The organism is Shewanella sp. CG12_big_fil_rev_8_21_14_0_65_47_15, assembly GCF_002783505.1.
GTDB lineage: Bacteria > Pseudomonadota > Gammaproteobacteria > Enterobacterales > Shewanellaceae > Shewanella.
This window is the reverse complement of the sequence record NZ_PFGL01000064.1, coordinates 95,274-115,973: the sequence shown is the minus strand read 5'-3', so window position 1 is coordinate 115,973 and position 20,700 is coordinate 95,274. Positions and strand designations below refer to the sequence as shown.

Annotated in this window: 17 protein-coding genes; 11 read left to right on the top strand and 6 right to left on the bottom strand. The window is 45.6% G+C overall.

What is annotated here, in order from left to right; all coding sequences use genetic code 11:
* Positions 1-207 precede the first annotated feature (207 nt).
* Both COW15_RS18430 and COW15_RS18425 read right to left on the bottom strand, forming a co-directional pair.
* The gene (locus tag COW15_RS18430; protein ID WP_293634821.1) at positions 208-957 is read right to left on the bottom strand and encodes a DUF2057 domain-containing protein; all 750 of its coding nucleotides are present in this window, start codon (positions 955-957) and stop codon (positions 208-210) included.
* A 194-nt stretch (positions 958-1,151) separates the two neighbouring features.
* Positions 1,152-3,209, bottom strand: a complete 2,058-nt coding sequence (locus COW15_RS18425; RefSeq protein ID WP_293634819.1) for a bifunctional 2',3'-cyclic-nucleotide 2'-phosphodiesterase/3'-nucleotidase — start codon at positions 3,207-3,209, stop codon at positions 1,152-1,154.
* Positions 3,210-3,914: 705 nt separating this feature from the next.
* On the opposite strand from COW15_RS18425, the gene COW15_RS18420 reads away from it, so the two are divergent.
* The 6 genes from COW15_RS18420 (at position 3,915) to COW15_RS18395 (ending at position 9,201) form a co-directional block, all read left to right on the top strand.
* A complete protein-coding gene (locus tag COW15_RS18420) occupies positions 3,915-6,059 on the top strand; it encodes a M3 family metallopeptidase (protein ID WP_293634817.1) in 2,145 nt (714 codons plus the stop codon).
* Between the two features lie 224 nt (positions 6,060-6,283).
* On the top strand, positions 6,284-6,907 hold the full coding sequence (locus tag COW15_RS18415) for a 2OG-Fe(II) oxygenase (RefSeq protein ID WP_293634815.1): 624 nt from the start codon (positions 6,284-6,286) through the stop codon (positions 6,905-6,907).
* Between the two features lie 217 nt (positions 6,908-7,124).
* Entirely contained in the window at positions 7,125-7,730 is a 606-nt protein-coding gene (locus COW15_RS18410; protein WP_293634813.1) for a GNAT family protein, read from the top strand.
* Positions 7,731-7,748: 18 nt separating this feature from the next.
* A complete protein-coding gene (locus COW15_RS18405; protein ID WP_293634811.1) occupies positions 7,749-8,213 on the top strand; it encodes a GNAT family N-acetyltransferase in 465 nt (154 codons plus the stop codon).
* 36 nt (positions 8,214-8,249) lie between these two features.
* A complete protein-coding gene (locus COW15_RS18400) occupies positions 8,250-8,645 on the top strand; it encodes a hypothetical protein (protein ID WP_293634809.1) in 396 nt (131 codons plus the stop codon).
* A 166-nt stretch (positions 8,646-8,811) separates the two neighbouring features.
* On the top strand, positions 8,812-9,201 hold the full coding sequence (locus tag COW15_RS18395; RefSeq protein ID WP_293634826.1) for a hypothetical protein: 390 nt from the start codon (positions 8,812-8,814) through the stop codon (positions 9,199-9,201).
* A 40-nt stretch (positions 9,202-9,241) separates the two neighbouring features.
* Here COW15_RS18395 and COW15_RS18390 read toward each other — a convergent pair whose 3' ends face one another.
* Positions 9,242-10,048, bottom strand: coding sequence for a transporter substrate-binding domain-containing protein (locus COW15_RS18390; RefSeq protein WP_293634807.1), 807 nt, complete (start codon positions 10,046-10,048; stop codon positions 9,242-9,244).
* A gap of 135 nt (positions 10,049-10,183) precedes the next feature.
* On the opposite strand from COW15_RS18390, the gene COW15_RS18385 reads away from it, so the two are divergent.
* From COW15_RS18385 to COW15_RS18365, 5 genes are all read left to right on the top strand, one after another.
* Positions 10,184-11,296: a DUF2157 domain-containing protein gene (locus tag COW15_RS18385; protein ID WP_293634805.1), complete on the top strand. Its 1,113-nt coding sequence runs from the start codon at positions 10,184-10,186 to the stop codon at positions 11,294-11,296.
* Between the two features lie 19 nt (positions 11,297-11,315).
* Entirely contained in the window at positions 11,316-12,437 is a 1,122-nt protein-coding gene (locus tag COW15_RS18380) for a DUF4401 domain-containing protein (protein WP_363700713.1), read from the top strand.
* Positions 12,437-12,952 carry a GDYXXLXY domain-containing protein gene (locus COW15_RS18375; protein WP_293634801.1) on the top strand — a complete coding sequence of 172 codons (516 nt, stop codon included), beginning with the start codon at positions 12,437-12,439 and terminating at the stop codon, positions 12,950-12,952. Before COW15_RS18380 ends, COW15_RS18375 begins: the two co-directional genes overlap by 1 nt.
* 379 nt (positions 12,953-13,331) lie before the next feature.
* A complete protein-coding gene (locus tag COW15_RS18370; RefSeq protein WP_293634798.1) occupies positions 13,332-15,371 on the top strand; it encodes a sensor histidine kinase in 2,040 nt (679 codons plus the stop codon).
* The gene (locus tag COW15_RS18365; protein WP_293634796.1) at positions 15,364-15,996 is read left to right on the top strand and encodes a response regulator transcription factor; all 633 of its coding nucleotides are present in this window, start codon (positions 15,364-15,366) and stop codon (positions 15,994-15,996) included. Before COW15_RS18370 ends, COW15_RS18365 begins: the two co-directional genes overlap by 8 nt.
* Positions 15,997-16,004: 8 nt before the next feature.
* Here the strand turns inward: COW15_RS18365 and COW15_RS18360 are convergent, their stop codons facing one another.
* From COW15_RS18360 to COW15_RS18350, 3 genes are all read right to left on the bottom strand, one after another.
* Complete coding sequence (locus COW15_RS18360; RefSeq protein ID WP_293634794.1) at positions 16,005-17,474, bottom strand: hypothetical protein; 1,470 nt, start codon at positions 17,472-17,474, stop codon at positions 16,005-16,007.
* Between the two features lie 151 nt (positions 17,475-17,625).
* Entirely contained in the window at positions 17,626-18,111 is a 486-nt protein-coding gene (locus COW15_RS18355) for an arsinothricin resistance N-acetyltransferase ArsN1 family B (protein ID WP_293634792.1), read from the bottom strand.
* A 219-nt stretch (positions 18,112-18,330) separates the two neighbouring features.
* Entirely contained in the window at positions 18,331-20,415 is a 2,085-nt protein-coding gene (locus tag COW15_RS18350) for a GGDEF domain-containing protein (RefSeq protein WP_293634790.1), read from the bottom strand.
* Positions 20,416-20,700: the final 285 nt, after the last annotated feature.

The window sequence follows — 20,700 nt, the reverse complement described above, 5'->3', positions numbered from 1 at the left end:
TTGAGATGTAACGAAGCCAGCTGAATAAGCTGGCTTTTTTGCATCTGCGATTTACATGTTTTAGCGTTTTTAAAATCGTTTTATTGTTTGAAATGATATTAAGCTGTGAATTCTAATTTTACGAACTGAATAGAGCCGCCAGTTCATGTGTGGCACTAAGCTGGCGGTTTGGATATCCTCTATAACGCTAGCGTATTACTGAAGGAATCACTCTTTATTGATTTTGGCTTTGAAGCTGGCTTTGGTATTGTCGTTGGCCTGTTTATACCAGTAATCAAGCATTTGACTGATTTCAGCTTGGCTAGGAGGTGTCGCAGGAGTGATTTGCTGAGCCTTGTCATTGACCACTGCGGCCGTTGACGACATCACTGCTGGTGCGATCAAGCTCGTGGATGTGACTGTTGCTGTTTGGTGTATTTGTGGTTGGCTTGCCAATACTGGTGCAATGGCGTCGCTTGCTTGCGTTGTTGCGGTATTCATCGTGAGATTTAATGAAGCCGGATGATTGCTAAGGTTGTACTGCAGTATCTCGTGTTCGAAATCCCGTCCCAGTTGGATGCCATTCTTAATTAATTTATCGCTGGTAAAACTCACGGCTTCATCTTGAGCGCTTAATAGTGTCAGCTTGGGTGACTCATCAAATTTCTTGGCCTCTCTGGCTGAGTTGATGGCGGGAAGTCTCAGGGTGAGTGTCTGTGCTGATGCATCAAAACGGAAGATGATCACGTCGGAGAGATAATGCACTGAGTCAGCTTGTTGCCGGAATTGCGCGGCATAACGAAAGGCAATTTGATTGATCCCATCGGCTAAAACGAGGTTGCTACTCTTTACTGCTGGCTTGCCATTGACCGTTAATACCTCAGCATTTTTAGGCAGATTGAGATTAACATCGGCCGCTGCTGGTTGAACCGTGCCCAGCATTAATGCCGTGGCACATAAAATTGGTTGATATTTCATAAGCTTTCTCTGTTGTTACGAGTACATCGCTAAGTTAAATAATAAGACAGATATTTGGTGGTACAAAGCCTGCGGGATGGATCAATGGCGAAAAGACATTTAGAGGAAACGCAGATTAGCGTTAATTTTATCTGCAGGGAATAAAAAAGGCTCACGGGGAGCCTTTTTGAGTGTGATATCTCGGGATTGAACGTTTATTTGGTCAGGTCGATGCTATAAACGGCGAAACCCAGTTCATCCTTGCTGATCTTCTTCATTTCACGTTGTTTATTGGCATCGATAAAGGTAGCGGCTTTATCACTGTCTTGGGTTTCGAAGCGAACGTCCAAGGTGACGTTGGTCGTGATGGTTTTGAAATCCCAGTTGTAATCGGCACTTGGATTGACCATACCTTCGTATTTACCTGTGGTTTCGTTGTACTGTGATTGCGCTGTGATATAAGCCGCTAACGCCTCACGGTTGGTATCGGGCAGTTCAAGCACGACATGGTCGCTACCCGTACCGGCAAACTTACCACCAAAGGCGCGATAGTTATTTGAGGCGACGATAAACTCTTTCGCGGCAAATTCTTCACCTGTGATGACTTTACCGTTTTCGTCTTTATAGCTTAAATCAACGATACGGTTCGCATTGGCATTAACGACAGCGCAATCGCGGTCAAACTTACTCGGTTGAGTGACATCAATCTTGTAGGTTAAGCCATCGAGTACGTCGAAGTTATAGGTTGGATGACCATCCCAGTTGATTAACCCTTGTGGGGTGGTTTTTGTTGGGTCGATTTGATTGAACTGGTTCGCTGAGCACTCGAGCCAATCTTTCAATTCGGCGCCCGTTGCTTTGACTGCCACCATAGTATTGGGATACAGGTACAGATCGGCGGCGTTTTTGAAGGTCAGTGGACCTTTATCGACTTGCACAAATTGATCGGCATCGCTGGTTGTACCGTGGCGCCCGCCCGCTTTAAAGGGGGCTGAAGCTGACAGCACTGGCAGTCCTTGTAATGCTGCCGGTAATTTCGCTTTCACGTTAGCGATTTGTGCATCGGAAACGATTTGTACCGTTGGGTCGTCCTGCACTAAGGTCAGGAAGCTATACATATCCGCTGCGGCGACACCGATAGGTTCATCCACAAAGGCGAGGGTGCCTTGGTGCTCGGCGGCTACAGCATCGTGAATGGCAGCATCCGCTTCAACTAATGGGGCTTTATTGGCGCCATCATAGATAGGGCGGGCTTGGGTTTTCGCGCTGATGACATGCCATTTGCCGTCTTTACGCTCCAGTTTAAAATCAACTACCCCTAAGTTATCGCCCCAGCGTCCAGGCATCACGGCTGGCACACCATTTAACAGACCCTTAGTCACGTCTGTGTTAGGTAAGTCTGCATATTTTGCATCTGGGAAGATAGAGTGGCTATGGCCGAAGAGTATCGCATCGATACCGTCAACATAGGTCAGAGCATAAGTGGCGTTTTCAGCCATAGGATCGCCAGGATTTTCCGTCGAGCCAATGCCAGAGTGTGGAATGGCGATAATGATATCGGCCCCTTTGGCTTTCATTTCTGGAACATATTTTTTCGCGGTTTCGACGATATCTTCGACCGTTACTTTACCCGTCAGATTTTGTTTATCCCACAATAGAATTTGCGGTGGCACAAACCCAATATAACCAATGTTGATGGTTTGATTATTACCTTCACTGTCGATAATGGTTTTTTGTTTGATGATATAAGGGGTGAATAAATGCTCACCTTTTTTCACTTCTTTCCAGCAACCCTTATCGTCGGCGCAATAAACGTTCGAGTTGATATAAGGGAAATCTGCACCACTAATGGATTTATTTAAGAAGTCTAAACCATAGTTAAATTCATGATTACCGATATTGCCGACTTCATAATCTAATAGGTTCATGGCTTTATATGCAGGGTGAACATCACCCATTTGCAGGCCCACTTTGGCCATATAATCGCCCATAGGGCTGCCTTGTAGCAGATCGCCGTTATCGACGAGGACGCTGTTTTTGGCTTCGCTGCGTGCGGCGTGGATCAAGCTTGCGGTGCGGGCAAGACCGATAGTGGGATCGTCTTTACCACTGTAGTAGTTGAAATCCATGATATTTGTGTGCAGATCTGTGGTTTCTAGAACCCGTAAATCGGCTTGAACATTAGGTTGACTAATAGTGTCGTCATCTGAGCCACAGGCGCTGACACCAAGGGCTGCAGTGATCATCACAGCGAGTATTTTTTTATTTAACATAGTTGTCTCTATTTATATTTATTTGACCCCAACGCATGTTCCGTAAAGAGCATGCCCATCATCCGTTAATTCAGCGTCATTTAACGGTTAGTTAATTTGCCGCTAAGTTAACGAGCGGGAATTATAAAGACATTTGATGATCTGAATGTGACATTAATCGGAGAAAAGCTGTTTCAAATTGTGACTTAGAGTGCGTCTGGTTAAATAATGAGCCACTTGGCCTTTTATTTGTGACATTGAGGTTTAAATAATTACAGCAAAAAGTTTATTAAGAAGAATTAATATTTGTTATAGAAACGGCGTTTTATTTGCTTGTTCTGCTGAGCTATAACCGTGATGTTTGGCTTAAAAATGCTGTTGTATTGTTTTAAATAATTCTTTTTACATTGAATTTTAGCTAATCCTCATTACTTCTGCTCGCAAGCACTTAGCACGGATCGCTGCGCCTTAGTTGTAGCTTAGCGTTGGCATAGGCACATGTAGACTCGAAATACACATAAAGTGATACAAATTAGCGTCGCAGTGGCGGGGTAAAACTTGGCTGAAATGCGCGTAACTTGTTAAGGTAGTTCCTCGAAATTGACGACAGTAGCAACAAGCGTTCGTTAATTCAGACTGTTTTAAACTGAAAGCCAAAATCCGTTAGCGCGCACCTTTCACCTTAAAAATACAAACGAAAGGGCAGCTACATCCAAGGGAGTTAATATGCGTAAGTCCGTTATAACCACAGCCGTGGCCGCGGCTTTGTTACTTGGCGCTTGTTCAGACAAGCCTGCCGCCAGTGCCAATGAAGCCAAAAATGCCGTAGCGACTCAAACCGCTGCTAAAGCAGAGGCAACCAATGTGTTGCTGAGCAGGAGTCCACTGCAGGATCAAGCGCCACAATTTAACCTTATCCATACGGCAGATTATGCTCCCGCCTTCGAGCAAGGCATTAAAGCCCATGATGCTGAAATCGCTGCCATTGTGAATAACACGCAAGCGGCCAGTTTTGACAACACCATTCTGGCGCTGGAAACCTCGGGTGAATTACTAATACGGGTGTCACGGACCTTCTTTAATCTCGCCGGTCTGATTTCTGATGATGATTTCCAGAAAACCGAAGCGGATCTAGCGCCTAAGCTATCTGCCCACCGCGATAATATTTATCTCGATCCGACGTTATTTGCCCGTGTAGAAGCCGTATATCAACAAAAGAGCAACCTAAATGCGGAAGATCAGCGTTTAGTGGAATACTACTATGAGCAGTTTGTTCGCGCGGGTGCAAAATTGTCAGCTGAAGATAAAGCTAAGATGCGCGACTTTAACGCCGAGCTTGCAACCTTAGCGACTGACTTTTCACAAAACAGCTTAAAATCATTTAAAGATGATGTGATTGTTGTGACGGATAAGGCCCAGTTAGCCGGTTTATCTGACAGCGAAATCGCTACCTTAGCCGCGGCTGCCAAAGCTGCAGGAAAAGAGGGCTATTTGATTACCTTAGTGAATACGACACGCCAGCCTGTACTTACTAGTCTGAGCAACCGTGAACTGCGCCAAAAAGTATGGGAAACCTCGGCGCATAGAGCCGTTGCAACCAATGGCCCATTGATTGTTAAAATGGCGCAAATTCGGGCTAAAAAAGCCAACTTATTGGGATTCGATACTTGGGCATCCTATGCGGTTGCCGATCAAATGGCGAAAACCCCCGCCGCTGTGTATGAAATACTCGATGATTTAGCGCCAAAAGCCTTAGCCCGTGCCAAAGTGGAAACGGCTGATATTCAAGCTGAAATCAAAAAAGCGGGCGGTGATTTCGAACTGCAACCTTGGGATTGGGCTTACTATGCCGACAAAGTGCGTCAAGAGAAATACTCCCTCGATGAAAGCAGTATTAAGCCTTATTTCGAGTTTAATACTGTACTGAAAGACGGGCTGTTTTTCGCTATGCATAAACTGTATGGCATCAGCTTAAAAGCGCGTACCGATTTACCCGTGTGGCATCCCGATGTCCTAGCCTTTGAAGTCTTTGATAAAGACAACAGTTCTATCGGTTTATTCTACCTTGACCCTTATGCCCGTGAAGGCAAAGGCGGCGGCGCGTGGATGGATGAGTTCGTTACCCAAAGCGGTCTGCTCGGCACTAAGCCCGTTGTCTATAACGCGCTGAATATTCCTAAGCCAGCCGATGGTCCAACGTTAATGACCTTCGATGAAGTGACCACTATGTTCCATGAAATGGGTCATGCGGTTCACGGTTTATTCTCGCAGGTGAAATACCCAAGCGTGGCTGGTACATCAACCGCACGTGACTTTGTTGAGTTCCCATCGCAGGTTAACGAAGATTGGAATATCGACCCAGCTGTGATTGCTAACTATGCCAAACACTATAAAACGGGTGAGCCCATTCCTAAGGCACTGCTCGATAAAATCTTAGCCTCAAATAAGTTTGGCCAAGGTTTTGATACCGTTGAGTATCTGTCAGCTGCCTTGTTAGATATGGAATGGCACTCTATCGGCGCCGACACGCAAATTAGCGATGTAGAGCAGTTTGAGCACCAAGTGTTAGCTAAACACGGCCTCGATTTTGCGCCAATTCCACCCCGTTATAAGTCGAGCTACTTTAGCCATGCCTTCTCCGGTGGTTATTCAGCTGGGTATTACGCCTATTTGTGGACCGAAGTGTTTGCCGCCGATGCCTTTGCCTATATGGGCGAGCAGGGTGGATTGAAAGCCGATAATGGTGATAAATTCCGTCAGGAAGTCTTATCTAAAGGTAACAGTGAAGATTTAATGCAAGATTACATTCACTTTACCGGTAAAAAACCGACAACGGATGCACTGTTAAAGCGCCGCGGTTTAGTCGATTGATTGATCGGGTGTAACAGGAGAAAAGGCTTGATAGGGCAACCTTGCAAGCCTTTTTTATCATCTTGTCTTTCCGCTTTCTTTACTCTACACTTCCGCCAAATTTGACTGTGGGATATATTCTATGTCCCGTATCGACGCCCCTCGAAAATCAGGCTCAACCCTTCCTTATTTTGAGCCCTTGAGTACAGCAAAAGCGTAGCTTCTTTATTTTGGATGTAGCATAAATGGTTTCGCAATTGAGTGAAGCAATGCTGGATGTGATCGCTGACGCCTTAGTAGACAAAGGCTATCTTTTTTTAACTGACTTAGTTCCTGCCCATATTAGCCAAGTGCTATTGGAAAAAATTCAATCGACACAAGCACATGAACTAAAAGCTGCGTCTATTGGCCGTGGCGCCGAGCAACAATTAAATCCCGATATTCGCCGCGACAGAATACAGTGGCTAGAGGAGCAGAACGAGCCCGATGCCCAATATCTGGAGTTGATGACGCAACTCAAAAATGGCTTGAATCGTCGCTTGTTTATGGGGCTATTCGACTATGAAAGCCACTATGCGGTATATCAGCCTGGGGCATTTTATAAGAAGCATGTCGATGCGCTAAAAGGCAGTCAAAACCGCATCTTAACCACAGTGTTCTTTTTAAACCCCCATTGGGAAGAAGCCGATTGTGGCGAGTTGATCATTTATGATGAACAAGATAATGAACTGGAACGTATCGCCCCTAAAATGGGGCATTTTGTGATTTTTCTCAGTGAACGCTTTCCCCATGAAGTGCGCCAAACCTTGGCCCAACGCAACAGCATTGCTGGTTGGTTTAGGGTGAGTAATAGCGTGCATGGTTTTTAACTGCAACGGATAGTAAGCAGCTAAATGCGAAACACCCTTTAGCTGTCTTTTACTCATTTATTCAATCTTAAGCTTTAGGTAATCTACACCGCTGACTATGGGATAAATTTATCCAATCACGCTGAAATTAGAGTGTTTTTTTATTATCGATTAATGTTAGGCTAGATAAAAATGTGCGCAACAACACACTTTTAACTTATCTAATGGAGGCGATACTGTGGGCATTGGAGATAGCTTAGGTTGTTTAAGTGGTGAACATGTGGTGCTGGAACCTTTGTCTTTATCCCATGTGGCGGCATTGAGTTTAGCGGTGGTGGATGGTGAGCTTTGGCGTTTGTGGTTTACCAGCGTACCAGAGCCGAGTGAGATGAAAGCCTATGTGAGCAACGCACTTGAAGAACAAGCGCGGGGTCAGAGTTTTCCCTTTGCTGTGCGCGATAGAGTGTCGGGGGAAATTGTCGGTTGTACGCGAATTTGCCACTGGGAGAGTGAGCACCGTCACCTCGAGATTGGTTACACTTGGTATGCAAAACGGGCCCAGCGCACCGGGATTAATACCGAAGCTAAATTGCTGCTGTTAACCTTTGCTTTTGAAACCCTAGAGGCTATTGCCGTTGAATTCCGTACCCATTGGCATAATCAGGCTTCGCGCCAAGCCATAGCTCGGCTCGGTGCCAAGCAGGATGGGGTATTGCGCAATAATCGGATCCTAAAGGATGGAACCATTCGTGATACCGTGGTCTACTCCATTATCGATACTGAATGGGCAACGGTTAAAAGTAGTCTGCAATTTCGATTACAACAGAGGCCATTAGTCCAGTAATTAAGATAGGGAATACCCATGGCAAGCATTATTACTCAAGCAGATGTTTCCCACAGCCATGGGGTTGCGGTGTTATTTAATGAATACCGGCAGTTTTATGGGTGTAGTGACAACTTAGCTGCCGCAGAGCAGTTTATTCGAACTCGTTTACAAGATAACTCATCGGTGGTGTTTATTGCCCTGGATACTCAAGGGATTGGCCTGGGGTTTGTGCAGTTGTATCCCAGTTTTTCATCACTGCACTTGGCGCCTATATTAATCCTCAACGATGTGTTTGTGACTCAGCATGCCCGCTGTGTCGGGATTGGGCGGGCATTAGTGCAGCGAGCGGCGGATTACGCTAGGACCCATAATGTGTGTTATTTGATCCTCGAAACACAAAGGGAGAACCTTCGCGCACAGGGCTTATACGAGGGATTGGGTTTTGTCCGTAATCAAGATTTTTTTACCTATGAGCTTGAGATATCTTCTGCACTTAAGTAGGTTTATTCATTATTGCTAATAAAAAGGAAAGACAACATGTTAAAAGCGTTAGTCATCGCAAGCTTAGCGCTAAGTGCGAGTTCCACAGTCTGGGCCGATGAAGCAGAAAAAGCATTTACTCAAGAAGCGATCGAGTGTGCGGCTTATTATCAGGTAAGTTCTGAAGCCATTAGTGCGATGAATGCGCCACAGATGCAGGCCGTGGGTGAGCGCTTAAAAAGCTCGAAAGTTGAAGCCGAAAATCTCGCAAAAAAATACCAAACAGAAACCGAGGTAACACAAGCCGTTGCCGATGCCAAGGCGCGTCAAATTGAGAGCCTAGGCGGCTCCAGCAATTTAGGTGCCTTGATGGGTAAATATAAAGAAGAATGTAAAAACCTGTTGGCCGATCCACAAAAACGTCTGGACTATTGGACCATGGCGACAATGTAAATCGGTTTTGTATTGCCTGTGATCACTAAGGAGCTTTATGGCTCCTTTGTTGTTTCTATCACCGAGTGTGGTGATCTATTTCATTTCTCGGTGAAACAGGAATACTCCTTTACAGGTCTTAATACAGGTCCTAATTCCTGTCTGTGTGAATAGAGTGAGAATGGTAATGGTAATAAGCTTGATGGCCGCTGCGGCTTTGAGTGCGGTGGTGTGCGGCTACCACTTGGTACAAGGTCAAAAAATGTTGCTGGCGCCGCTACTTAGGGCCAATGTGAGCGAGCAGAGTAAGCAAATCTTGCGTTGTCTGTTCCATTGTCAGTCGGTGTTTTTTCTGACCTCAACGGCGATTTTTCTGATCTGTAGCCTTAAGATCATCCCTGGGATGTATGCCTACAGTTTATTGTTATTTTTAGGGCTCAATTACGGTATTTTTTCAATATGGCAGTTTTATATTGCCAGCTTAAGCCCGCCTAATAGTAGCCACATGCTCAGTATTCAAGCATTGGTATTCTTGCTAATCAGTCTGTTAGCTATGCTTGGGCCTTTGCTCTCCTGATCTTAACTGAGCGACGATTTAGCCAAAAACTCACGCTACTTTAAGGCTTTGTGACTGGGAGTGTGAATCCGTAATCTTGGGCTAATGTCGCCAGTTTGCCGCTCTGTTCGAGTAACCCAAGCCAATGTTTGAGCTGGTCAATCTTCAGTGTTGAATGTGGGGTTAACAGCACTCCAAGGTGATAGTGTTGTGCCCATTGCTTTGAAATTAATAGCTTATCCTTTTCTTCAGGATTAAGGGTTAAGTAATAATTGAGATAAGAGAGCGTCACGGGAGCAATATCGGCACGTTGGCGAAAAATCGTCTCAATTGAGGCCTTATTGCTTGCGACAAATACCGGTTCTAAGTGCTTTTTCAAGGGCATCTTATCCGTTTCAGCACCGATGAAGGTATAGTGATAACCCTTTACTAAAACCATAGATTTATCTGTTAAATCCGCAAAGAAAAGCTGATCTTTTGCGCGATGTTTTAGGGCGATAAAGACCTCGCCATCCTTTATATTCAGGGGAATAAACTGCATATTGGTTTGTTCCCAGCCCCAACTGGGATCTTCAAATAGCATCATATCGAATCGTTCGGCGGCATAGGCTTTATGTCTGTGTTCTATGCTGGTGGGGACAAATTCGAAGGTGATCTGTTGTTGGATCTGATTAAGGGCATTAATCAGATCTAGGGTCAAACCCGTATAGCGGCCATCCATTTGAAGATTTACGTAGGGGGCAAATTGGTAACCTCCAACTCGGATCAGCGGCTTGGGGGTGATCTGAGTCTGAGCAAATGCCGTGATACTCACACAGCTATTGAGTATTAAGCAAAACAGCAGTCTGTAGAAAGTACATAACCGCATAAGTTCTCCTGTTCGCTATTGTTATCTAAGCTTACCTGTGTGCGATACAAGTTTATACAATTAATTGTTGCACTTAGGACCACTCAATGCGTATTTTGTGCTGGCGAGTTCTATTATCGGAAGGGAGATCTCATATTGGGCTCTTTAACATCTCAAGTGTGTGAATGGCTTGAACAGGGATATATCACCTCAGCGCAGGCGGATCAACTTTATCATCGACTTTCCGTACGTCCCGATGCGAGTCGCTGGCGAGCACTGATTGCGGGGTTGTTATTGTGGTTTGGGGCATTAAGTTTGGTGTGCGGTGTGATATTTTTCTTCGCTTATAATTGGCAATCCTTGGACCGATTTGCCAAATTTGCGCTGCTAGAAACGGCCATACTCCTCGCTGTTTCTGCATTTGTATGGCTCTATTACCGCGCCGCATGTCAGCTATCAATCGCATCAAACACGCCATCCGTTACAGTATCAAGATCCCAGGGCAAGCCTTTTGGGACTACGGTCGCTAATGCCGTATTGCTCGCGGCCTGTGTGCTAGTCGGTGGTTTGTTGGCCCTCGTTGGACAAACCTATCAAACCGGGGCAGATCCTTGGCAGTTGTTTGCTGTGTGGGCGCTCGTCATCTTGCCCTTAGCTTGGATCGCGGGATTTGACGCTCTATGGTTGTTGGTTGTGGGATTAGTGAATCTCAGCTTAGGGTTATTTTTTGATATATCTGCCGATTTCTGGCTGCCATTTGAGGATGTGCAAATACAGTTACTTGTGTTTGCACTATTGAACACGCTCATTTATTACGTTTTTACATATTTAGACCATATCAAAGTGGGCCGCTGGCATACGCCAATTCTTCAATATGCCTGTTCCATGTTTGCTATGGGGTGTTTTACTTGGTTAGTGAGCTGGTTGATCCTCAATATTGATCGCAGTGACAGCTTTTACCTCTGGGTTAGCGGGATTTATATCTTGAACCTTGTGCTTGGATTTTATGTATTTTACTACCTATTGCCACAGATCTATCCCCTAGCATTGGGGGGTTTTAGCCTTATCGCAGTGACTGCGATCTTTTTGATAAAGCTTATTTTTGAAGATAGCGACCCCATAGGAGGATTCTTATTTATCGGACTTTATATTCTTTTGGCCAGTACGGGCTTAAGTCTGTGGCTGAAAAAAGTTAATCAGAATCTTAAATTCGCCAGTGGGGCTCAAGTGGTCGCCAGCCATGGGAAGCGAGGAGGGAACCATGAATAATCATCTCCCGAAAAATCATATGCAAAGTACCGCGTTGGCTAGTGGCGAGTCTAGACTCATTTCTCAAACGAGCCAGCAGTTGTGGCAATCTCTATATTCCGAGGGACTGGTCAGTTCGCCTATGCTGCCCGAAAGTCATGATATGCCTTGGTATATCGGTTTGATGCAAGCCTTTGCAGCCTGGATTGCTGCCTGGTTTCTTTTAGGTTTTATGACATCGCTTCTGGGCACTATTTTTCAACGAGTCGAAGCTGATGTCGCTCTGTTTATTGGATTGGCCTATTTAGCTTTGGGGCTTGGCTTGTACTTTGCGGCGCCCCAACGAACCTTTATCCAACAGTTTGCCTTTGCCGCGAGTTTGAGTGGTTCACTCGGCGTGGCGTGGGGGGTATTTGAATTACTCGGCGATGAGTTTAACGTCACTTGGTATCTGAGTATGGCGGGGCTTTTTTTACTGTTATGGCGCTTGCTCAGGCATGGATTAGCGCAATTTGTATTCGCATTTTGTTCAAGCTGGTGTGTGGTGGGTCTAATGGCAAAATTAGGTTTACTTAATCTTAGCCCAAGCCTATTTGCTTTCATCATTAGTGTCGTTTTACTGAATATTAATCGCCTTGGGCGTCACTACCAAAGGGCGCGAATGCTTTGCTATGGGTTCGTGCTCACACTTTTAAATATTCAATTATTACATGCTTTTAGTATGGATAACCTGTTTGATGAGCTATTTAGCCCTTGGCAGCAAAGCCTGCGGTTTACGCTGATCCATCTGTCGATTATTGTTGGCATTTGCGGATTTTTATTGGTCACCATTTTCCGCGAACGCCAACAATCACTCAGCTCACTGGCGGCGATAGGCTGTTTTCTCGGTTTAATCGTTATTAGCGGTTTATCTTTACCCATGCAGGGATTAGCGACGGCGATTCTATTGATCTTGCTTGGCCATTATTGCAATGAGCCTTGGCTAAAGGGCATGGGAATGGTGTCGGCGCTGTTGTTTGTCAGCGGATATTATTATTCCCTAGAAACAACACTACTGCTGAAATCTGCTTATTTAATGGGGTTAGGTGCGCTGTTACTGGTGGCAAGGGTGCTAATGTGGTGGTTGTTTCCGGCAAATGTATATCCCAAGGAGACTGTGTGATGGGAAATAGTCTGGGAAAACTGTCGGCTTCACATAAATGGGCGCTGGGCATAGTACTGTTCACGACTGTTGCGATTCTCGCTGGCGTGAATTGGCGGATCTTCAAGTTTGAACAGCTGCTTAATCACGGCCAAGTCGTGCGTTTTGCCTTAGCGCCGGTTGACCCGCGCTCGTTAATGCAGGGGGATTATATGGCGCTGGAATATGCCATTGCCCGCGATGTGCGTAGCGCCCTAGCGCCGCAACAAATACAGGGCCAGTTATTGTTGGCTGTAGATGGGCAAAAAGTGGCGCGTTTTGTGGACTTTTACACTGACCAAGCGCTCGGTAAAGATCAACTGCGGGTAAAGTTTCGAGCCCGTGGTAATCAAATCAAGCTCGCATCGAACAGCTTTTTCTTTGAAGAAGGGCAAGCCGATCATTTTAGTGCGGCTAAATACGGCGAGTTTAGGGTGAACGCCCAAGGTGAGTTACTGCTGGTGAGTTTGCTCGATGAAAAACTGCTGCCGTTATAAATCTTTATGTCTAATGTGTTATTTTTAACTTAGTTTACTTTCCGCAAATAGCAGCAATCGCCAAGGATGATGTGAAGGCCATTAATACAGGAGCAATGAATGGCCTTACCTAAAGTGGGTTAGCATTCTGTTAACATGAGCTGCTGAATCCTGTATCTTCAGGTTGTTTGGGTATAAATGGATTGAACAGAGAAATATCATGCAGATACTGGCGAGTGCACTCCATTGTCAAATAGAAGAGCGGCCAAGTGGCATGGGCTGGTATCCCAGAAAATGCTCACTATATTTACAAATAGAATTAGTACTATAATACCGTCCTTATTTCGATATGTTCTAAATTAGATTGTTTCCGAATTCAGCATGCAGAAAGGGTCGTTGATTGAACAGATGTAAAGCAGCCAGCTACGCTGCTTATTATTGTATGCTAATAGTTGCCGCTTTGCTGGTTGCTGGTCGCGTTTTAGCCGCTTCGACGGATAATTCGCTGTATAACCTGAGAATTATGGCAGAAAATGATCCCGTTGCAGCTTACCGTGAAGTAAAGCAGTTGCGCGCCGAATTGACGGACAGCACGACCGATAGCACACAAATACCACTGCTTAATCTGCAGGCACGGCTTGAGTTTTTACTGGCTGACAGTGTTCAGGCTGAGCAGCATAGTAATCAGGCGTTAATGCTGGCCACTCAGCGCAGCGATGCTATCGGTCAGGCTGATGCATTGTTGAATTTAGCTAAGATTGTCTTAGGTCAGGGCAGGCTTGAATTATCGACAGAGCTGACGTTTCGCAGTGCGGCATTACTATCGAAAATGGATGATCCCGCCTTAACTGCAGAAATCATGTTCTGGCAGGTGTTGGCGTATCGGCGGCGAGGCAGGGAGCAAGAAGCCGTTACAATGGCGTTGCAGGCCATGGAAATAGCAGCACAATCAGAAAACTTGTTGGCGCTCGCGTTTGCTTATCGCGGTCTGTCCTTATCCTATGAACAAAGCTACCACAACACCGAGTCGTTGGCGTATTCCCAACTGATGCTACGTACGGCCGAGCAAATCCCTTCTAGACTATTTGAAGCTTATAGTTTGCAGGACTTAGCAACGAGAGCAGGTACCAGTACAGCGTTTAGTGTCGCAGAAACCTTAATGCAGCAAGCAATCGGGTTGTACCGGCAGCTTCACACGCCATTTTCTTTAAGCATAGGGCTGTTATCACAGGCTCGTATGTACACAGATCAACAGCGCTATGCACAGAGCCTTGATGCACTGACTGAAGCCATCAGCATTTATCAGCAATACCCTGCTGCGCTGGGGTACTGGTATGCACTGATTGCTCGCAGTAATGTCTATGTACAACTACAGGAGTTTGACAAGGCTGAGAAAGATGCAAGGCTGGCGTTAGCTACGGCGCAGCAGATGGACGATATTATGTTTCATAGTCAGAATTTGGACCTATTGGCAACGATTGCGGCCGCCAAAAGTGATTACGCTGCAGCGTATACACTGAGAGTTCAGTCATCAGAGTTGATCAATAGTCATAAGTTACAAATGGCACAGCACAATGTGTCCGAAGCCGTGTCCGGTTATGAACAGGAACGTCAGCAGCGCTATATCGACAGCTTAAACCAGCAGAATCTGCAACAGAGTCAGCAAATTAAGCAAAAACAATTGCAACAGAGCTGGCTTGTTACTTTGTTGGTCGGCAGCCTGTTGTTGTTACTGCTCACGGTATATTTTTTACGTCGCTTAGGCCAGGTGAATTTGCAATTGCGGGGGTTAGCCGCGCGGCTGGAAACCGCAAGAGAAGAGGAACGTAAGCAAATTGCCCGCGATTTGCATGATGACATGGGCCAATATCTGACGGCATTACGTTTGGATATCTCCGGCATGGATGTACTTTGTGCAGATCAGAGCCCCGTTGTAGCCCAAAGAATTCGTGCACTGAAAGCGCTGGTCGACAAGGCTATCAGCATAATGCGCAGTATTGTCACCAGTATTCGACCTGCACCATTAGAGATGGGAGTAATCTTTGCACTTGAGTGGCTGGCGGAAGAGTTTTCTAACACTAGCGGTATTAGTTGCCAGCTAGATATTTCCCCAGATGTGCCGGAGCTGGTGAGTGATAAATATATGACCGCTGTGTTCAGAGTGGTGCAGGAATCATTGACCAATATTGTGAAGCATGCAGAGGCGACTCATGTGATCATCAGACTGTCAGTTTCCTACAGAAAATTTTTTCTTAGCATAGCGGACAATGGCAAAGGCTTTAACCTCAACGAAATAAAGCAGAATTGTTATGGCCTCACCGGTATGCGTGAACGGGCATATATGCTTGGTGGTGAACTGACTTTGCGCAGTCGGGTCAATGATGGTACAGAGATCGGTTTAACGTTTAGAATTGCAGAGGATGAAGTAATAAATGATTAGGATATTGTTGGCAGATGATCACGCTATTGTGCGCGAGGGTATTAAGCGGATGTTTCAGCTGACAGCAGATGTTACTGTGGTACATGAAGCAAGCAATGGTGGTGAGCTGTTAGAGTTGTTGCGTACCGCTGAGGTGGATCTCATTTTACTGGATATGTCTATGCCCGGCGTCAGTGGTGCTAACCTGATAACCCGCATCGTGGCCAATTTTCCGGCTATCCCTGTGTTGGTGCTGAGTATGCATAACGAGCCACAGATTGCCCGCCGAGCCCTGAATGCCGGTGCGGCAGGTTATCTTACCAAAGACAGTGAGCCTGAGCAGTTACTGACGGCAATCCGCCGAATTGCCCAGGGCAAGCGCTATATTGATCCAGAATTAGCCGAGCAAATGGTGTTTGCTAGCAGTCATGACAAAGGTAGCTTACAGCATGAACAATTGTCTGAGAGGGAGTTTGAAATAATGTTGCTGTTGGCAAAGGGGATCAGCCTGAATGAGATTGCGGAACAGCTGGCGATTAGCAGTAAAACGGTTAGCACGCATAAAATGCGCTTAATGAAAAAACTGAGCTTGAACAGCAATGCCGATTTGGTGCGCTATGCGATAGCGCACCAGTTGATTGCCTGAAACGGGTGTTATCGCTTGCTATGCCAAAACCGCCGGCGGCGACATAACAGCCATAGCAGCAGGGTTATGCATAATATGGCTATAACAAGAAGCGGCATAAATTTATGTTGCAGGCTTTTGTATTCGGTCTGGCTGGCGGTATTCGCATTTTCCTGCTCTAGCTGCCGTTCTTTTTGTGCAAGCTGGCTGGTGTCAAATTGTTTTTGCAGTGCCTGAATGCGTTCGTCCTGCCCTGTGTGGAATAGCGCTTCGGTTAATTGACTTTGCTCTAGCAACGTATCAGCTTGTTGCTTAAATAAACCTGCCTGCTGATAGCTGTTAGCAACTTCTCCCAATACATCATGCAGGGCGGCTTGGTCTAACGTTTGCCTGAAATACGGCAGGCTTTGTTCGATAAGTACAATGCCCTGTTGCTGGTTACCGGATTTAACCTGAACAATTCCTAGACTCATCATAATATTGTTGGTGTTGTACGTATCATGTAGTGCCGCAGATTTGCGTAGCGCCTCGTTTAATATTGCTGCTGCTTTGTCATACAGTTTTTTCTGCTGATAATACAGGCCGATATTGTGCATAATACTTATTGCCGTATTCTGCTCCTGCATTTTTTCAGCCCAAACCAGCCCGGTTTGTAAACTGGCCAGTTCTTGCTCAGGCTGCTGCAGTTGCTCTTCGGTATAACCTTTCAACAGATAGAGTAAAGCCAGCCGTCGCTGGATGTTATGCCGGATAGCGATATCTATCGCTTGGCTAATGTAAGGATAGGCGAGGGCGGGATTATTCAGGCTTAAATGCATTCTGCCAATATGTTCGAGCAGATGAATAGTTCGCCTTACCGTTTGGTTATCAGCTGTTTTTTGTATGATATCGTAGGCGGAATAGTAGTGCGTTAAGGCCGTTTCATAATCGCTTTGTTGGTGCATATACATCTCCGCCAACAGGATATGGCCGACATAGCGTATCCGCGCGTCTCTGGTTTGGGTTAACTGTTGGTTGAGTTCTGTTGCCAACTTGATGATATTCAAGCGGGGTGACTGCGGCATAGCATGTTGTTCTTGTATATACATCAACACATTAAATTGTGTTAACAGAGCCTCAGTAATGGCGTCTTGTAGCCCGGCAGCATATGCCAGTTGCAGTAAATGTTCCGCCTGCTGCAGTGCCAGATCAGTTTGTTGGTACATCAGGTGATTGCGAATATGGTAACTGAACGCCCTTACTTTAGTGCTTATCGGCACGTCTTGAGGCAGTTGGGCAAGGATCTGTTCTAAGCGGGTAATGGCATCCGGCTGATTGTCGACGATTAACTCTAGGTAATCGTCTAATAGTTGCTCTGTTTGTGTCGCTATTGCAGTGCTGGCTAGTGTTATATGTAAACTGCAGCACCAAAGCAAAGTCAGTGTAATCAGCTTAATTAAGTATTTTGTAAAAAAAACATTGTCATTGCACATAGTTAAAGATATTGACCTTATTGCCATATAGTTCCTTTATACGAAAGTATGATGGCATATTGCGAGGGCAGCAGGCCAGTTGTTTAAGCAGCAAAGCTTTAGCTTTTCCCACAGTGTTAGGGAAAACCTTAGGCTGAAATCAGCCGTGGTGGATATGACTGTTCATTGATTTGGGTGACTAAAGCAACTTCTGCCAGTAACCCACATCCAGCCACTGCTCAAATTTAAAGCCCACTTGCTTAAAATGGCTGCATGGTTCGAAGCCGAATTTTTCATGCAGCGCTATGCTTTTTTCATTGGGTAATGTGATGCCACCTATCACTAAGTGTATACCTAGAGCTTTTAGCTCGCTTAACAGTTGTTGATACAACAAACTCCCCATGCCTTTAGTTGTCATGCCGTTTTTAACATAGACAGTGCTTTCTACCGAAAAGCGATAAGCCGAACGCATCCTCCATTTGGTGGCATAAGCATAGGCCAGTACTTCACCTTGTTGCTCCAACACTAACCAGGGCAACGCATCTGCCTGCACCTGTAAAATACGCTCGGCCATTTGTTCAGAACTGACTACCTGCTCTTCAAAGGTGACGTTGGTGTTCAGTACGTAGTGGTTATAAATAGCCGCTATAGCTGACGTATCTGCTGATGTTGCCTGACGGATCATGTGCTATCTCCATAAAATAAAATGGTTTTTCTGTGTTCCAGATACAATACTGCCAGTCAGTAGACTGCACGACAACATCGCCCTAGTACTTGAAGTTTATTGTGAAGTTATGGGGACTAGACCAGCCCAAAAGCCCCCTTCAAGCTGTTTGTTGTAAAGCGGCGATGGGGGTATCAGCTTGCACTTTATTCATATAGCCAACTTCCCCCGTTACCGTGGTCAGATATGAGTCTGAGTATCCGTTAGCTGGATACACTCCTGCATTGGCGGGTTACCTAACGAGCCACAAACAGACTGTATGCTAAGCCAGGGCATAGTGTCTGTCGCCAATGGTGTTGCAGCCAGCCTAGCCAGAGTGTCGCTTAGTGGCAGTTGCAGTTGTTCCACACAACAAATGCGGTTACGGCCCTGTTGTTTGCCATAATACAACGCCGCATCAGCAAGTTGTACTACCTGTTCCCATTGTGATGCTGCGTCCTCATCCATACCCGGATAAAAGGAGCAGGCAACGCCGCCAGTCAGACTGACATACAATCGTAACTTATCTACAATAACCGGTGTGGCCGAGATGGTGTCTAACACACGTTTTGCCAGTGCAGGGACAACGGCCATATCCGTTTGTGGTAAATACAGCAGAAATTCCTCGCCTCCCCAGCGTACCAGTATGTCGGCACCACGACACATCTGGCTTAATCTTCTACCAATGTCTATCAACACTGCATCACCGACAGCATGACCATGCTGGTCATTGAGTTGTTTAAAGTGGTCAATATCCATCAGCAGGAAAACATCAGGCAGGGGCATTGTTGCCTGGGTGTGATGGGGGGATGGGCGGGAGTCCGTGTGCATTTTTTGCATCAGCGCCCGGCGGTTAAATAAACCAGTTAGTGGGTCCTGAATGGATTGATTGTGCAGTTGCTTATTATCTTTGTATAGTCGGTAACTACGCAGTCGTGACTGGCGGTACAGCATCCAGAGCAGCACCGCGACCAACGTCATGGTCAGGGCAAACAACAGAATAAAGTTATGCTGCAGTTGCTTATTATCTAGCAGACGTTCTTTGTTAAGGTTTTCCTGATGCAGCAATCGGGCCTGCTGTGCCTCTTCTCTAGTATCAAATTGCAACTGCAATTCCGTGATACGTTTATCGCGCTCGGCCTGAAATACCTCTTCGCGCAGAGAGCGTTGTTCGAGCAGCAGTTGGGATTGTTCTTGGTAACGTCTGGCCCTTTGGTAGCTGTCGGCGACTTCTCCCAATAGCATCTGTAATCCTGCTTTGTCTAATAGCTGTCGAAAATAAGGCAAACTTTGTTCAATAAATTCAATTCCCTGAACTTGGGCGCCGGTATCGATAAGGAGATCGCCAAGACTCATTCTAATATTATGAATATTATAAGTATCATGCTGAGTTTCAGCGAGTTTCAGCGCGTCACCCAGTATGGTTTTGGCTTTATCATACTGTTTATTTTCTTGATAATTAAGCCCGATATTATTCATTATACTTAAGGCTGTGTCGTGCTCTAGCATCTGTTCCGCCCAATGCAAACCTTGCAGTAAGCTGTGCAGCTCCTGTTCGGGTTGTTGTAACAAATCTTCGGTATGGCTTTTTATCAAATACAACATGGATAAATTCAGTTTTACATTGTTCCTAATCGCTCCGTCGATAGCTTGTTTAATATATGTGTAAGCCTTTGTCGGGTTCTGTAAGCTTAAATGAATTCGACATAGGTGTTCGTCCAGAAAGATCAGCCGTTTTGCTGTCATGTTGTCGTGGGTATTCTGTACCACTTCATAAGCCGTAATGTAATGTCTCAATGCCGCTTCATAGTCACTGTTGTGGTCGCTGTACATGCGGGCTAACAAGGTATGACCAACGAAAAGTAAGCGTGGATTATGGATCCCGCTTAACTTCTGCTGAAGCCGTGCGCTGACAGTGTGCATATCTGCCTGCTGTAACATTGGCGCAGTTATGCTCTGTTCCTTCATCACCATCAGCACATTGAACAGTGTCATCAGCGCTTCCGTGACTGCCTCCTGTTGTTCAGATGCTTGCGCCAATAGCATCAGTTGCTCTGCTTGTTGTAACGCCAGTTTGGGCTGTTCATACATCAGATGTTCACGAATGTGGTAACTAAGTGCTCTTACTTTACTGTTTATCGGCGTGTTGTCCTGTAACCGGGCCAGAACGTGCTCCAGTTTCGCGATGGCCTCAGCCTTTTGATTGTCGATCAATAATTGCACATAGTCGTCTAGTTGCTGTTCTGTTTGCGGATCTGTGGGAGCACAAGTTGCTGGCAGATGCAAACAGCACAGCCCTAATACACTAAGGTTTATGGCTGTTTTTAGACATTTAATGAATAGGTTGTTATTAAGCAGGTAATTGTACATAAGCAAATAACTCATAATTTCCACAGGCAAACATATCTTTGCCTGTTGTAACACAAATAGATAAATTGCAGTTGCAGGCGCACAAAAACAATATTACAGCCATCCTTGGCATGTTAATGATGGATGGATTAATAGTTTTTAATATTCAGTCTATTAGAGTATTTTTATTGTGGTGAAGTCAGTTTTTCCTGACTATCGTGT